The organism is Streptomyces melanosporofaciens (genome assembly GCF_900105695.1).
Lineage (GTDB): Bacteria > Actinomycetota > Actinomycetes > Streptomycetales > Streptomycetaceae > Streptomyces > Streptomyces antimycoticus.
In genome coordinates this window covers 3,051,367-3,066,732 of record NZ_FNST01000002.1, presented here as the reverse complement: position 1 = coordinate 3,066,732, position 15,366 = coordinate 3,051,367, and the positions used below count along the sequence as shown (strand labels likewise).

General features: G+C 72.3%; 13 protein-coding genes and 1 pseudogene. 13 read left to right on the top strand and 1 reads right to left on the bottom strand.

Annotated features, from left to right (window positions below; all coding sequences use genetic code 11):
- Positions 1-287: 287 nt before the first annotated feature.
- The 7 genes and pseudogenes from ssd to BLV72_RS49845 all read left to right on the top strand — a co-directional run.
- On the top strand, positions 288-1,397 hold the full coding sequence (ssd, locus tag BLV72_RS15545) for a septum site-determining protein Ssd (RefSeq protein ID WP_093462929.1): 1,110 nt from the start codon (positions 288-290) through the stop codon (positions 1,395-1,397).
- Complete coding sequence (locus BLV72_RS15540) at positions 1,394-2,560, top strand: TadA family conjugal transfer-associated ATPase (protein WP_093462927.1); 1,167 nt, start codon at positions 1,394-1,396, stop codon at positions 2,558-2,560. The genes ssd and BLV72_RS15540 overlap by 4 nt, the downstream gene beginning before the upstream one ends.
- A complete protein-coding gene (locus BLV72_RS15535) occupies positions 2,557-3,483 on the top strand; it encodes a type II secretion system F family protein (protein WP_093462925.1) in 927 nt (308 codons plus the stop codon). The genes BLV72_RS15540 and BLV72_RS15535 overlap by 4 nt, the downstream gene beginning before the upstream one ends.
- Complete coding sequence (locus tag BLV72_RS15530; RefSeq protein ID WP_093470363.1) at positions 3,473-4,315, top strand: type II secretion system F family protein; 843 nt, start codon at positions 3,473-3,475, stop codon at positions 4,313-4,315. Before BLV72_RS15535 ends, BLV72_RS15530 begins: the two co-directional genes overlap by 11 nt.
- Positions 4,316-4,453: 138 nt before the next feature.
- Positions 4,454-4,651, top strand: coding sequence for a DUF4244 domain-containing protein (locus tag BLV72_RS15525; protein ID WP_059142404.1), 198 nt, complete (start codon positions 4,454-4,456; stop codon positions 4,649-4,651).
- A 262-nt stretch (positions 4,652-4,913) separates the two neighbouring features.
- A complete protein-coding gene (locus BLV72_RS49850) occupies positions 4,914-5,249 on the top strand; it encodes a TadE family type IV pilus minor pilin (protein WP_244321404.1) in 336 nt (111 codons plus the stop codon).
- Positions 5,246-5,512 (top strand): annotated as a pseudogene (locus BLV72_RS49845) (Rv3654c family TadE-like protein); the annotation flags it as partial. The gene BLV72_RS49850 and the pseudogene BLV72_RS49845, both read left to right, overlap by 4 nt.
- Before the next feature lie 111 nt (positions 5,513-5,623).
- Here the strand turns inward: BLV72_RS49845 and BLV72_RS15515 are convergent.
- On the bottom strand, positions 5,624-8,080 hold the full coding sequence (locus BLV72_RS15515) for a DEAD/DEAH box helicase (RefSeq protein ID WP_093462924.1): 2,457 nt from the start codon (positions 8,078-8,080) through the stop codon (positions 5,624-5,626).
- Between the two features lie 54 nt (positions 8,081-8,134).
- Between BLV72_RS15515 and bldG the strand changes: the two genes are divergently transcribed.
- The 6 genes from bldG to BLV72_RS15485 all read left to right on the top strand — a co-directional run bounded on the left by bldG (position 8,135) and on the right by BLV72_RS15485 (position 15,299).
- Positions 8,135-8,476 (top strand): anti-sigma factor antagonist BldG, encoded by a 342-nt coding sequence (gene bldG / locus BLV72_RS15510; protein ID WP_014061729.1) that lies wholly within the window; start codon positions 8,135-8,137, stop codon positions 8,474-8,476.
- 92 nt (positions 8,477-8,568) lie between these two features.
- The gene (locus tag BLV72_RS15505) at positions 8,569-8,997 is read left to right on the top strand and encodes an ATP-binding protein (protein WP_093462922.1); all 429 of its coding nucleotides are present in this window, start codon (positions 8,569-8,571) and stop codon (positions 8,995-8,997) included.
- Positions 8,998-9,925: 928 nt separating this feature from the next.
- Positions 9,926-12,364 carry a sodium-translocating pyrophosphatase gene (locus BLV72_RS15500; protein ID WP_093462921.1) on the top strand — a complete coding sequence of 813 codons (2,439 nt, stop codon included), beginning with the start codon at positions 9,926-9,928 and terminating at the stop codon, positions 12,362-12,364.
- A 238-nt stretch (positions 12,365-12,602) separates the two neighbouring features.
- Positions 12,603-13,175, top strand: a complete 573-nt coding sequence (locus BLV72_RS15495; RefSeq protein WP_244320779.1) for a small secreted protein — start codon at positions 12,603-12,605, stop codon at positions 13,173-13,175.
- A gap of 166 nt (positions 13,176-13,341) precedes the next feature.
- Positions 13,342-14,916, top strand: coding sequence for a DUF7059 domain-containing protein (locus BLV72_RS15490; RefSeq protein WP_093462919.1), 1,575 nt, complete (start codon positions 13,342-13,344; stop codon positions 14,914-14,916).
- A gap of 185 nt (positions 14,917-15,101) precedes the next feature.
- A complete protein-coding gene (locus BLV72_RS15485; RefSeq protein ID WP_014061724.1) occupies positions 15,102-15,299 on the top strand; it encodes a hypothetical protein in 198 nt (65 codons plus the stop codon).
- The last annotated feature ends 67 nt before the right edge of the window (positions 15,300-15,366 follow it).

The window sequence follows — 15,366 nt, the reverse complement described above, 5'->3', positions numbered from 1 at the left end:
GTCGCATGTCCGGACGCATTTTCGGCGTTCTCACGAGATCTTGCTCCCCTCCCTCGGGCCCGTGTGGCCCCGGCTCTCCACAGCTTGAGCGGTAACCGTAAGTAATCGCTAGGCTGCTCTCCGGAAGTCACTGCTTTAGGTGACTGGGATATTCACAAGTGATGAGTTGTCCACAGTTTTGGACCAAGATCCCCAAGATTTTCTGGATCGCAGCACGGTGATTCTCCGCGGTGCTCGCACTCGCTGTTCGCGGAAGTGAGAGCGCGTAACGGATATGGGAGGGGATCGTGACTGCATCCATCACACCGGAACGCCCTTCGGCGGCCGAAGGACAACGGAGCAGACCGCTCATCGTCACCGAGGACGAGGAGCTTCTCGACGATCTGCTGCGGCTGTGCGCGGCGGCCGGAGCCGAACCGGAAGTGGCACATGGCGCGCTCACCCGCCGGGGCAGTTGGGAGGCCGCACCGCTGATTCTGGTCGGCGACGACTCGGCCGCCCGGCTGTGCGACCGGGCCCGCAGAGAAGGGGTGCTGCTCATCGGGCGCGATCTGGACGACCACGGCATCTGGCGGCGGGCGGTGGCGCTCGGCGCGGACAACGTGGCGTTCCTGCCCGATGCCGAGACCTGGCTGGTGGACCGGATCGCCGATGTCGCCGAGGGCGTGGGCCGGCAGGCCCTGACCATCGGGGTCATCGGCGGCCGCGGCGGCGCGGGCGCCTCCACCCTCGCCTGCGCCCTGGCGGTCACCGCGGCCCGCTCCGGACGGCGCACCATGCTGATCGACGGCGATCCGCTGGGCGGCGGGCTCGATGTGCTGCTCGGCGGCGAGGGCGTGCAGGGGCTGAGATGGCCCGCCTTCGCCGAGTCGCGGGGGCGGGTCGCCGGAAGCGCTCTGGAGGAGTCGCTGCCCGAGCTGCACGCGCTGCGGGTGCTCAGCTGGGACCGCGGCGATTCGGTCGTCATCCCGCCCTCCGCGATGCGGGCGGTGCTGGCCGCGGCCAGGCGGCGCGGCGGGGTCGTGGTGGTGGATCTGCCGCGCCGCGTCGACGACGCGGCGGCCGAGGCCCTGGCCCAGATCGACCTCGGGCTGCTGGTCGTCCCGGCGGAGCTGCGAGCGGTCGCGGCCGCCCACCGGGTGGCGTCCATGGTGGGCATGGTGCTGCGGGACCTGCGCGCGGTGGTGCGGGGGCCATGCGGACCGGAGCTTGCCGACGAGGAGATCGCGGGGCTGCTCGGGCTGCCACTGGCCGGTCAGCTGCCGCCGGAGCCCGGTCTGGCGGAGGCGTTCGAGGGTGGGGAGCCCCCGGGCGGCAGCCCCCGCGGACCACTCGGCCGGTTCTGCGCGGAGTTCTGGGCGCGTGCCCTCGCCGACGAGGGAGGTGTCACCGCATGAGCGTCGTATCGCCGGATCTGCTGGACGCGGTGCGGCTGCGGCTCGCCGGGAGCGGCGCGGAGCCCACGCCCGCCCGGGTGGCGGCGGCCCTGCGTGAGGAGGGGCGGCTGCTCGGCGACACCGAGGTGCTCGGGGTGGTGGAGGCGCTGCGCTCGGAGCTGGTCGGCACCGGGCCCCTGGAGCCGCTGCTGGCCGCCGCCGATGTCACGGACGTCCTGGTCACCGCCCCCGATGAGGTGTGGGTGGACCGGGGCTCGGGGCTGGAGCGCACAACCGTCACCTTCGTGGACGCGGCTGCCGTGCGCAGGCTCGCGCAGCGGCTTGCCGCGGTGGCCGGGCGGCGGCTGGACGACGCCCGGCCGTGGGTGGACGCCCGGCTGCCGGATGGGACACGGCTGCATGCGGTGCTCCCTCCGGTCGCGGTCGGCTCGACCTGTCTGTCGCTGCGAGTAGTGCGCCCCCGGGCCTTCTCCCTCGCGGAGCTGGAGGCGGCCGGGACGGTGCCGCCGGGCGGCGCGCAGCTGCTGCGGGCCATGCTGGACGCCCGGCTGTCCTACCTGATCAGCGGCGGCACGGGCTCGGGCAAGACAACGCTGCTGAGCACCCTGCTGGGGCTGGTCGGCCCGCAGGAGCGGATCGTCCTCGCCGAGGACTCGGCCGAGCTGCGGCCCGACCACCCGCATGTGGTCCGGCTGGAGACCCGCCCTGCCAACCAGGAGGGCCGAGGCCAGGTCACCCTGCGGGATCTGGTGCGGCAGGCGCTGCGGATGCGCCCCGACCGGCTGGTGGTCGGGGAGGTGAGAGGCGCCGAGGTCACCGATCTGCTGGGGGCCTTGAACACCGGCCATGAGGGCGGCTGTGGCACCGTCCACGCCAATACGGCGGCCGACGTTCCCGCGCGGCTGGAGGCGCTCGGCTCGACCGCCGGTCTGGACCGGGCCGCGCTGCACAGCCAGTTGGCGGCGGCGCTGTCGGTCCTGGTCCATCTGGTGCGGGACCGCGGCGGACGGCGCAGGATCGCCGAGCTGCATGTGCTGGACCGGGACCGGTCGGGCTTCGTCACGACCGTCCCCGCGGCCGTCTGGAGCCCGGAGGGCTTCGAACGGGCGGCGGGCTGGCAGCGGCTCCAGCGGCTGTGCGCACGGGGCGGAGGCGCGGCATGACGGGCGCGGGAGCGGACCAGGGGGCGCTGGCGCTGTGCGCCGCGATGCTGTGCGCGGGGGCGGCCGTATGGCTGCTCGCCGGGCGGGACCGGGAGCTGCGCCGGGTAAGGGTGCTGTTCGCGGGCGGCGGACCCGTCGAGCCGGCGGGGCCCGGCCCGGTGCGGCGGCTGTCCGAGACGACCGCCTGGCTGCGGGAGCGCTGGCGAGTCGGGTACGGCGGGCGGATGGGGCGTGAGCTGCTGTGCCTGCCGGTCGGATGTGTGATCGCGCTGCTGGGCTCGTCGATTCTGCCGCTGCTCGGGGCGATGGTGGCCACTCCGGTCGTCGGCCGGTGGCTGCGGTCCCGGCGGCGCGAGCGGGACCGTGTGCGGCGCGCCGCCGGGGTGATCGACCTGTGCGCCACCGTGGCGGGCGAGCTGCGGGCCGGGCGGCATCCCGGCGAGGCGCTGCTGGCGGTGGACCCGGGGCACCTGAGGGAGCGTTGGGGGCTGGTGACGGCCGCGGCCCGGTTCGGCGGTGAAGTGCCGGACGCGCTGCGGAGGGTGGCCCGGCTGCCGGGTGCCGAGGGGCTGACCGGGGTCGCGGCCTGCTGGCAGGTGGCGGTCGACGAGGGAGCGGGGCTGGCGGCGGGTCTCGACCGGGTGGCGGCGGCGCTGCGCGCCGAGCGGGACCAGCGGGAGAGCCTGGACGCCAAGTTGGCGGGAGCCAAGGCCACCGCCGTCGCACTGGCGGTGCTGCCCGTCGTCGGACTGGTGCTGGGCGGTCTGCTGGGCTCCGATCCACTGCATGAGTTGCTGCACACCCCGACCGGGCTGAGCTGCCTTCTGGCGGGCGGCTTGCTGGAGTGGGCGGGCCTGGTGTGGACCGGCCGGATGGTGCGGGCGGCGCGTGAGCCGGGGCGGCCGGTGGCCGATGAGCGCTGAAGTTGTCCACAGCCTGGGGATTTCGCTGTCCTTCCTGGCGGCCGCCCTTTACACGGTGATGGCGATGGTCGAGGCCCATCGGGAGCGGGGCGCCCGACGACGGCTGGCGGCGCTGCTTCCGGGCGCGGAGGACGGGCGGCCAAGGAGGGCCCGGCCCGGGTGGCCGAGGAGGGCCCGGCCGTGGCGGCGCTGGCGCGCCGGGGCCACTGCGGGCGCGCTGCCCCTCTGGGCCGCGCCGTGCGGGGCTGTGACGATCGCCGTCGTCCTCGTCGGAGGGCCACCGGGGTGGGTGCTGGGGCTCATCGCGGCCTGGGGCCTCTGGCGCTGGCAGCGGCACCGCCGCGCGACTGCCGGGCGCTCCGGCCGTGACCGGCACCTCGACGCGCTCGCCGCGCGCCAAGTCCCGCTGGCCGCCGATCTGCTGACCGCCTGCCTGGCGGCCGGAGCGGGCCCGCGGAAGGCGGCGGAGGCGGTGGGAGGTTCGCTCGGCGGCCCGGTCGGTGAGCGGCTTGCCCAGACCGCGGCGGAGCTGCGGCTGGGAGGCGAACCGGCCCATGCCTGGGGGCGCATCGGGGCTCTGCCTGGAGCGCAAGGGCTGGCGCGCGCCCTGGAACGCGCCGGGACAACGGGCGCTCCGGCGGTGGAGCCGGTGTCCCGGCTGGCGGCCGAGTGCCGGGCCGCGCAGGGGCGGGAGACGATGAGACGGGCCGATCGCACCGGTGTGCTGGTCAACGCACCGCTCGCCGGCTGCTTCCTCCCCGCGTTCCTGCTGGTCGGTCTGGCCCCGGTGATGATCGGGCTGGCCCGCGGCCTGATGGGCGACGGCCCCTGAACACCGGCGAGACCACCAATCACACCAGCACCAACCACACCAGCGAACGACAGCGGCACGACACAGCACGGCGAACGACGAACGACCAACGAGGAACCGCGGTCAGTGACACCGCGGACAGGGACAAGGGGGGCCGACATGGTGAAGCAGTGGTGGGTACGGCGGTACGCGGCGGCGCGTGCGAAGGCCGAGGCGGGCATGGCCACCGCCGAGTACGCGATGGGAACGATCGCGGCATGCGGTTTCGCCGCGGTGCTCTACAAGGTGGTGACCAGCGGGACCGTCAGCGGCGCGCTGCAGTCGGTCATCGGACGGGCGCTCGATGCGCAGTTCTGAGGCGCCGGGGACGGCGGAGCGGACGGGCCCGCGCGCCAGGAGCGACGCGCGGGGCGTCCCAGGGCTCCGGGGCGTCACAAGGACCCGGGGCGCCCCATGGACTCCGGGCCTCCCGAGGACCCATGGCCTCCCGAGGGCCTGCGGCCTCCTATGGGCCCAGGGCGTCCCGAGGGCCCGAGGCGTCCTAGGACCCCGGGGTGTCCCAAGAACCCGGCGCACGGGGCGGGACAGCGGCTTCGTCACGGCGGAGACGGCCGTCGCGCTGCCGGTGCTGGCGCTGTTCGCCCTGATGCTGATCTGGGGGCTGATGGCCGCGGCCGCGCAGCTTCAGTGCGTGGACGCGGCCAGGGCAGGGGCGAGGGCGGCGGCGCGTTCGGAGCCGAGGGCGGACGCGATGGCCGCCGCCCGCTCGGCCGCACCCGATGGAGCGCGGGTCGAGCTGTGGCAGGAGGGGGACCTGGTGCGGGTGCGGGTCCGGACGCATGCCGCCGGTCCCGGTCCGCTGGCGGTGAATCTGCGCGGCGAGGCGGCAGCGCTCGCCGAGGACACGGTGGGCGCGGTGGACGCGGATGGTGCGGCCCGGGAGGCGGCGCCGTGAGAAGGACGGACGACCGGGGGTCGGCCACCGTCTGGGCGGCGCTGGCCGCGACGGCCCTGTGCGCGGTGTTCGCGGCCGTACTGGCGGCCGGGCAGGCCATGGTGGCGCGCCATCGGGCGGGCGGAGCCGCCGATCTGGCGGTGCTCGCGGCGGCGGACCACGGTTTGGAGGGGGCTCGTACGGCTTGCGGTCTTGCCCGGCGGGTGGCCTCCGCCCAGGGGGCGCGCGTGGTGCGATGCGCCCTGAGCGGTGAGATCGCGGATCTCACGGCGGAGGTGCGCACCGGCCCGTTCACCGTCCGGGCCAGGGCGCGGGCGGGACCAGCGGGCACTCCCGTCACCGGGCCGCCGTCGGCGCCGGGCCGTGGGGAGCGCTCACTCGGCGGCCGGCGGCTGCTCCGGTGCCCCGGCGAGCAGGGTCGTCAGCAGGCGGATGGCGGCCTTCTTGTCCAGCGGATCATTGCCGTTGCCGCACTTGGGCGACTGGATGCAGGACGGGCATCCCGCCTCGCACTCACAGGCGGCGATCGCCTCGCGGGTGGCCGCCAGCCAGCGGGCGGCGGTGTGGAAGGCGCGCTCGGCGAAGCCCGCGCCACCCGGATGCCCGTCGTACACGAAGACGGTCGGCAGCAGCGTGTCGGGGTGCAGCGGGACGGACACCCCGCCGATGTCCCAGCGGTCACAGGTGGCGAAGAGCGGCAGGATGCCGATCGAGGCGTGCTCGGCGGCGTGCAGGGCGCCGCCGAGGGCCTGGGGGTGCACCCGGGCCTCCTCGAGCTGGTCGTCGGTGACCGTCCACCACACGGCCCGGGTGCGCAGGGTGCGCGGCGGAAGGTCGAGCTTGGACTCGCCGAGGACCTCACCGGTGATCAGCTTGCGGCGCAGAAACGAGACCACCTGGTTGGTGACCTCGACCGAGCCGAAGCACAGCCGCGCGTCCCCCCAGGGGATCTCGGTGGTGGTCTCCAGGATGGAGATCGCCGTGGTGTCGCGGGCCGTGGTCGAGTAGGGCGGAGCGGCCTCCTCCACCAAGGCGACCGAGTCGTCGAGGTCGAGCTGCCTGACGAGATAGCTCCGGCCCTGATGGAGGTGGACGGCGCCCTCGTGGACGGTGGTGTGGGCCGCCGCGGCGTCCACGGTGCCCAGCAGCCGCCCGGTCGCCGCCTCCACGACCTGGACCGGGCTGCCGCCTGCCCCGCGGATGTCGGTGAGGTCGGCGGCGCGCTCACGGCGGGTCCAGTGCCAGGCGGTCGCCCGGCGCCGCAGCAGCTTGCGCTGCTCCAGCTGCGGCATCAGCTCCTCGGTGGCGGGGCCGAAGAGCTCCAGGTCCGGCTCGGTGAGCGGAAGCTCGGCCGCGGCCGCGCACAGGTGCGGCGCGAGGACGTACGGGTTGTCCGGGTCCAGGACGGTGGACTCCACCGGCTGCCGGAAGAGGGCGTCCGGATGGTGGACGAGATAGGTGTCCAGCGGGTCGTCCCGGGCGACCAGGATCGCCAGGGCCCCTTCGCCGGTGCGCCCGGCCCGTCCGGCCTGCTGCCACAGGGAGGCGCGGGTGCCGGGGTAGCCCGCCACGACCACGGCGTCCAGTCCGGCGATGTCCATCCCCAGCTCCAGGGCGGTGGTGGCGGCGAGCCCGAGCAGCTCTCCGGAGTGCAGGGCCCTCTCCAGGGCGCGGCGCTCCTCGGGGAGATAGCCGCCGCGATAGGCGGCGATCCGGTCCGGCAGCGAGCGGTCCACTTCCGCGAGCCGCTCCTGGGCGATGAGCGCGATGAGCTCCGCGCCCCGCCGGGAGCGCACGAAGGTGACCGTACGGACGCCCTGGACGGCCAGGTCGGTGAGCAGGTCCGCGGACTCGGCCGTGGCCGTGCGGCGTACAGGGGCGCCCTGCTCGCCGTGGAGCTCGGTCAGCGGCGGTTCCCAGAGGGCGAAGACGACCTCGCCGCGGGGCGAGCTGTCCTCGGTGATCTCCACGACGGGCACGCCGGTCAGCCGGCTCGCGGCGACCGCCGGATCGGAGGCGGTGGCCGAGGCGAGCAGGAACACCGGCGAGGAGCCGTAGCGGGCGCAGACGCGGCGCAGCCTGCGCAGCACCTGGGCCACATGGGAGCCGAAGACACCCCGGTAGGTGTGGCATTCGTCGATCACCACATAGCGCAGCGCGCGCAGGAAGGAGGACCATCTGGGGTGGCCGGGCAGGATGCCGCGGTGGAGCATGTCGGGGTTGGTGAGCACATAGTTCGCGTACTGGCGGACCCACTCGCGCTCCTCCACGGGCGTGTCGCCGTCGTAGACCGCCGCCCGGATGCCGGTGCCCAGCGGGGCGGTGAGGCCGGCCACCGCGCGGCGCTGGTCGGCGGCCAGCGCCTTGGTGGGGGAGAGGTACAGGGCGGTCGTCCCCCGCCCGTTGGGCTCCTCCGAGCCATCCAGCAGGGTGCTGAGGACGGGGGCCAGATAGGCGAGGGACTTGCCGGAGGCGGTGCCGGTGGCCACGACCACGGAATCCCCGCGCAGCGCGTGTTCGGCCGTACGCGCCTGGTGGGCCCACGGGCGATCGATGCCGGCCGCGCGAATGGCGTTGATCACCTCCGGCCGGATCGCCGAGGGCCAGTCGGCATGGGTTCCCGGACGCGGGGGCAAGTGCTCCGTATGAGTGATGCGCGCGCCCCGGCCCGCCCCGGTGCTCAGCCGACCGAGGACGGCCCGGGGTGAGGGGTGTATGCCCGCCTGCCGCGGGATTTGGTCGTGGGCCATCGACACCGAGTGTGTCACTGGTCTGACGGACAATGGTCTCAAGGCGTCGTGCACGCCTGCTGGTAAGTGATTGAATGCCATCGCGGCTGCCGATCCATGGGGGGCGACCGCTCGATGCAAGGTGCTGGAGGATCCGTGGACCTGTCCCTGTCGACTCGGACCGTCGACGACCGCACGGTCGTCGAGGTCGGTGGCGAGATTGATGTATACACCGCGCCCAAGCTGCGCGAGCAGCTGGTCGAGCTTGTCAACGACGGCAACTACCACCTGGTCGTCGACATGGAGGGCGTCGACTTTCTCGACTCCACCGGACTCGGCGTGCTCGTCGGCGGGCTCAAGCGAGTGCGGGCCCACGAGGGCTCGCTGCGCCTGGTTTGCAACCAGGAGCGCATTCTGAAGATCTTCCGCATCACCGGCCTGACCAAGGTGTTCCCGATTCACACCTCGGTCGAGGACGCTGTCGCGGCGACCGACTGACAAGATCGCCGAAGGAAGACACAGAAGGGGGTTCCGGGCGGTGTACGCCCGGCCCTCCCGATAAGCACGCCCATACGCCCGAGGGGGATGGCATGGCCACCGTCGAACTCCGCTTCAGCGCGCTGCCTGAGCACGTCAGGACCGCTCGTCTTGTCGCGGCCGCCGTGGCGCGTCGGGCGGGGGTGGATGAGGCCGTGCTCGACGAGGTGCGGCTCGCGGTCGGCGAGGCGTGCACGCGTGCGGTCGGGCTCCACCTGAGCAATGGGGTGGAGGCACCGGTGCGGGTGTCGCTGACCGAGGAGGAGAAGAAGTTCTCCATCGAGGTCGGTGACGAATCCCCGACCTCGGCGGCCTTGGCGTCCGGCTCCCATCCGGAGATGGACGACGAGGCCGAGGGCGAGGACGAGATGGGTCTCGCCGTCATCAGCGGGCTCGTCGACGATGTCGAGGTGACGACCAGCGAGTCCGGTGGAGTGATCCGGATGAGCTGGCCGACGTCACCCCAGCCTCTGGTGTCCTAGCCCCTACAGCGCCGGGTCCTGCGTCACAGCGCCGGGCCCTGCCCCCATTGGGCTGGGCCTTGCCTCGCCGTGCCGGGTCCTGCCCCCATTGGGCTGGGCCCTGCCTCGTCGTGCCGGGTCCTGCCCCCATTGGTGGGATCCTGCTCGCGGTGGGCTGTGTGCTGCTCCCGTTGGTCCGGTCCTGCTCGCAGTGGGCTGGTCCCGCCACGTCTGGCTGCGTCCTGCCCCAGTCAGTTCAGGTCCTGCCACGTCCGGCTGCGTCGTGCTCTCGCCGGTTCGGGCTCTGCCCGCAAAGCCCGGAGCGCCGCCATCCCCGCGCGCCCCACCGCGCCGGGCTGAGTCCTGTTCGCACAGGCTGCGTCCTGCTGGCGCCGGGCACGCCCTCTCAACCGCGGCTCGGGGCCGGGAGCGGGCCTCGCTCGCCCTGATCGCCCATAGCTGGGTCCCTCGTGAGGGTCATCTGTCCGTCATCCCTCTTCCGACCCGCAGGACCAGCAGAACCCGCTGGAACCCACCGAACCGGCCGTTTCATGATCGCCGGTCCGGCTCTTGGCATGCCCGCGCCCGGTCGCCCGCAGGGTCCCTGCGCACCTCTCGGCGCGCGCTTTTTCGATCTCTGGCTTAGGCTCTGAACAGCGCTTTTCTCGACGACGCAGGACTGCCGCCAGATCATCTATATAGATCATTTGTAGAGATCATTTTACATCCGTCAGTGAATTGTCGACCTTCCTTCTTCCGAAGGAATTCATACCGCCAAACCAATTGATCTTCGCTGGTGCGGGCGAATTCCCATTCCGGCGCCCTGTTTTGATCGTGTGACGCTCCCTACAATCCGTCCACATCTCGAGCTCAGGACGCCTGAGCGCGGCGGCTCTTCTGCGGTCGCAGAACTGCTGCGCGCCCATGTGCCAAACGTCAAGGAGGACGAATGGCGGGGCCTCTCACCCCTCATCAGCTGGACCTCACCCCAACCCTGGCCGCCGCAGAGCTGACCGACGACAACCGTGTGATCGTGCTGGTGATCGCCGCCGTCGCGATCGCGGCGCTCGCGGTCGCGGTGGTCCTGGTACGACAAGTCCTCGCGGCGGGCGAGGGCACGGACAGTATGAAGAAGATCGCCGAGGCCGTTCAGGAAGGCGCCAATGCCTATCTGGCCCGGCAGTTGCGCACCCTCGGCGGATTCGCCGTGGTGGTGTTCTTCCTGCTCATGCTGTTGCCGGCGGACGACTGGGCGCAGCGCATCGGGCGTTCGGTGTTCTTTCTGATCGGTGCGGCGTTCTCGGCCGCCACCGGCTATATCGGGATGTGGCTCGCGGTGCGCAGCAATGTGCGCGTCGCCGCCGCCGCCCGTGAGGCCACCCCCGAGCCCCCCACCACCCCCGTCAATGGCGATTCGGCCGCTTCCGCACCCGGTAAGCCGAGCGTGGATCTCACGGCCGTCTCGCACAAGGCGATGAAGATCGCTTTCCGTACCGGCGGTGTGGTGGGCATGTTCACCGTGGGCCTCGGACTGCTGGGCGCCTCCTGCGTGGTGCTGGTCTACGCGGCCGACGCGCCCAAGGTGCTGGAGGGCTTCGGGCTCGGCGCCGCGCTGATCGCGATGTTCATGAGGGTCGGCGGTGGCATCTTCACCAAGGCCGCCGACGTCGGCGCCGACCTCGTCGGCAAGGTCGAGAAGGGCATCCCCGAGGATGACCCGCGCAACGCCGCCACCATCGCGGACAACGTTGGCGACAACGTCGGTGACTGCGCCGGTATGGCCGCCGACCTCTTCGAGTCGTACGCCGTCACCCTGGTCGCCGCGCTGATCCTCGGCAAGGCGGCCTTCGGCGACGCGGGGCTGGCCTTCCCGCTGCTCGTTCCGGCCATCGGCGTGATCACCGCCATGATCGGGATCTTCGCCGTGGCTCCGCGCCGCGCCGACCGCAGCGGAATGAGCGCCATCAACCGCGGCTTCTTCATCTCGGCCGTGATCTCGATGGCACTGGTGGCGGTCGCGGTCTTCATCTATCTGCCGTCCAGCTACGCGGATCTCGACGGGGTCACCAACCGCGAGATCCTCGGCCACAGCGGTGACCCGCGGGTCCTGGCGCTCGTCGCCGTCGCCATCGGCATCGTGCTGGCCGCGCTCATCCAGCAGCTCACGGGCTACTTCACCGAGACGACCCGGCGTCCCGTGCGGGACGTCGGCAAGACCTCGCTGACCGGCCCGGCCACGGTGGTGCTCTCCGGTATCTCGCTCGGTCTGGAGTCGGCCGTCTACTCGGCGGTGCTGATCGGGCTGAGCGTCTACGGCGCCTTCCTGCTCGGCGGCACCTCGATCATGCTGGCGCTGTTCGCCGTCGCCCTCGCCGGCACCGGTCTGCTCACCACGGTCGGTGTGATCGTCGCGATGGACACCTTCGGTCCGGTCTCCGACAACGCCCAGGGCATCGCCGAGATGTCCGGCGATGTCGAGGGCGCGGGCGCGCAGGTGCTCACCGACCTCGACGCGGTCGGCAACACCACCAAGGCGATCACCAAGGGCATCGCCATCGCCACGGCGGTGCTCGCCGCGGCCGCGCTCTTCGGCTCGTACCGCGACGCCATCGCGGAGGCCGTGAGCGATGTGCACACCTCCGTGGCCGGGGAGATGAATCTGAACCTGGACATCTCGCAGCCCAACAACCTCGTGGGCCTCGTCCTCGGCGCCGCCGTCGTCTTCCTCTTCTCCGGGCTGGCGATCAACGCGGTGTCGCGGTCGGCCGGAGCGGTGGTCTTCGAGGTGCGGCGGCAGTTCCGCGAGAAGCCCGGGATCATGAACTACAGCGAGAAGCCCGAGTACGGCCGGGTCGTCGACATCTGCACCAAGGACGCGCTGCGCGAGCTGGCCACACCGGGTCTGCTCGCCGTCCTGGCGCCGATCGCCGTCGGCTTCACCTTCGGGGTCGGCGCGCTCGGCTCGTTCCTGGCGGGCGCGATCGGCACCGGCACGCTGATGGCCGTCTTCCTCGCCAACTCCGGCGGCGCCTGGGACAACGCCAAGAAGCTGGTCGAGGACGGTCATCACGGCGGTAAGGGGAGCGAGGCGCATGCCGCGACGGTGATCGGCGACACGGTCGGCGATCCCTTCAAGGACACCGCGGGCCCCGCGATCAACCCGCTGCTGAAGGTGATGAACCTGGTGGCGCTGCTGATCGCCCCCGCGGTGGTGAAGTTCTCCTACGGGGACAACGCCAGCCCTGGGCTGCGTGCGGTCGTCGCCGGGCTCGCCGTCGCGATCATCGTGGCCGCGGTCTACATCTCCAAGCGGCGCGGAATCGTCGTAGGTGACGAAGACAACTCCGAGCGCGTGGCGAAGTCAGCCGACGCGGCGGTGGTGTCCTAGCCCCGGAAGGGGGCAGGAGGCCGGGAAAGCCCCTGCGACATGCGGGCGGGCGATGTGCGACAGCACATCGTCCGCCCGTGTCCCTGTCCGGGGTGTCCCGTCCGCTCGATGAGGCCATGTCCACAACGAGCGGGGTGCAAATAGCTCCAAAAGTATCGATACAGGGCGCTCACCGGGTGGGCCTCGCCGGATGGACGTGTATGTTCCGGGGCCGAGAGCCATGGAAGGGACCAATCCGGTGAACAAGAAGCTTGTGGCTGCACTGTCCGGCGGTGCGGCACTCGTACTGGCGCTGACCGGCTGCGGGGGCGGCGATGAGGACAAGAAGGTCGACGACTGGGCCAAGTCGGTCTGTGACGAGGTGCAGCCTCAGCTGAAGAAGATTCAGGGCGCCAACACCGCGATCCAGGGTGCCGCCGACGAGCAGGACTCCAAGAAGCTGCAGCAGACGGACTCCAAGGCGTTCCAGGAGATCTCCGAGTCCTACGGGGCACTCGCCAAGGCCGTGAACAAGGCGGGCCCCCCGCCCGTCGACAACGGCGACAAGACCCAGCAGCAGGCGGTCAAGGAGCTCAACGCCACCTCGGGGGCGTACACGAAGCTGAAGACGTCCGTCGACAAGTTGGACACCTCGGACAAGTCCAAGTTCGCCCAGGGGCTCAAGGGCGTCGCCGACGAGCTCGACAAGCTCAGCAAGTCGGGTGACCAGGCCCTGCAGAAGCTGCAGGAAGGAAAGGTCGGCTCGGCGATGGCCAAGCAGCCCGGCTGCCAGAAGCCGAAGACGACCGGCGGCGCCACGGCGCAGTCCTGACGGGCTGCCCAGGGCCGCTCGAGGCCGCCCCGGTTTCTGCCGCCAGGGGCTAACGACGCCGCCTCGCGCTTCCTTTGTCGGCCCGTCAGCCTGGCCGACGCGGGCGATGTCGTCCCGATGCCGACTGTCGTCGCCCGCTGTCGGTGGTTGCCCCGACAATGGGGGCGTGAGTACGCACCAGCCTCCGTTCCGCCTGCCCGTCGCCGACCCCGAGCGCACCGCCCGCCTTCGTGAGGCGCTGTCGGCCGCCTCCTTCACCGCCGATGGCCTGCTGGATCTGCTCGGCTCGTCCGCCTACGCGGCCCTGGCGCGCGGCGAGACCGTCCCGGCGCTGCGCGCCACCCGGGGCGAGAGCAGCCCGCTGGAGACCCTGGTGCGGCTCTTTCTGCTGCAGCGGCCCGTGGCGTACGAGCGGGCGGCCGCGGCCCTGTCGGCCGAGGACTGCCTCGCCGACGGCTGGCTGGTGCGCGAGGGCGACGAGGTGCGCGCGAGCGTGGATGTGCGGCCTTACGGCGGCCCCGAGGACCAGGAGTGGTGGATCGTCTCCGACCTGGGCTGCGCGGTCGGCGGCGCCGGAGGGATCGGCGGCCCGGGCGGCGCGCGCGGCCGTGAGGACCGCTCCCGGCTCGTCCTCGGGGTCGGCGGCGCGTCCACCACGCTCGCCGGTCTCACCGTGCCCGCGCCCGTGGGCCGGGTCCTCGACCTCGGCACCGGCTCCGGTATCCAGGCGCTGCACGCGGGCCGCCACGCCACCCGGGTCACCGCCACGGACCGCAATCCGCGCGCCCTGGCGATCGCCCGGCTGACCCTCGCCCTGTCCGGGGCGCCGGAGCCGGATCTGCGGGAGGGGTCGCTGTTCGAGCCGGTCGGGGACGAGACGTACGACCTGATCGTCTCCAATCCGCCCTTTGTGATCTCCCCCCGCTCCCCGGAGGGCAGTGAGCTGGTCTACCGGGAGGGCGGGATGTCCGGGGACGACCTGTGCCGCACGCTCGTCCAGCAGTCCGCCGGGCACCTCGCCGACGGCGGCTGGTGCCAGCTCCTGGCGAACTGGCAGCACATCGAGGGGGAGGACTGGCGCGAGCGGGTGGCCTCCTGGGTCCCGTCCGGCTGTGACGCGTGGATCGTGCAGCGCGAGGTGCAGGACGTCACCCAGTACACGGAGCTGTGGCTGCGCGACGCCGGTGAGCATCTGGCCGGCCCCGAGGCGTACGCGGCGCGCTACGACGCGTGGCTGGACGAATTCGAGGCGAGCAAGACCAAGGCCGTCGGCTTCGGCTGGATCACCCTGCGCAAGTCCGGCGCCGACCGGCCCTCGGTGACCGTGGAGGAGTGGCCCCATCCGGTCGAGCAGCCGCTGGGGGGCGAGGTCATGGCCCACTTCGACCGGCAGGACTTCCTGCGCACGCATGACGACGCGGCGCTGCTGACCGCCAGCTTCCGGCTGGCGGACGAGGTCGTCCAGGAGCAGGTGGGCCCGCCCGGGGCCGAGGACCCCGAGCATGTGGTGCTCAGGCAGTACCGGGGAATGCGGCGCGCGACGACGGTGGACACGGTCGGGGCGGGCTTCGCGGGTGTGTGCGACGGCACACTGAGCGCGGGCCGGATCCTGGACGCCATCGCCCAGCTGCTCGGGGAGGACCAGGTGGTGCTGCGCGACCGCACCCCGCAGTCCATCCGGCTCCTGGTCGAGCAGGGATTTCTGCGGCCGGTCGGCGACGACGGCATAGAGGCGCGATAGAGCGCGCGGGGCGGATACTTGGGGGCGTACGCCGGTGGTACAGAGCCCTCCCCCGCGCCCCCGTATGGCAGAAAGCTGCCGCCGGAGCGCAGAAGAGGCCACCTGGGACACGGGCCGTACGAGGCGACGCGCGCTGTTCACCCGCGGTTCGCGCTCACGCCTCCCGTGCGTGCCACGCTCCCGGCATGGAGAGCGGACCTGCGATCTTCGCCGGAACGGCATTCGTGTTGTTCGGCGCCGCGCTGCTGCTGTGGACGGCGGCGCGGCTGAGGCTGCGCGCACCGGTGGCACATGGTGTGAGTCCTGTCGCTTCCGCGGCGCTCTCCCTTCTCTTCGGCGTCGCCGCGCTCGGCGGCGGAATCTGGTGCCTCGGTTACGCCTGACAGGGCCTTCCGCGCTGCCTCGTGCCGGGTCCGGGCGGCAGACAGGTCGGTTGTCGGGTTACCGTTC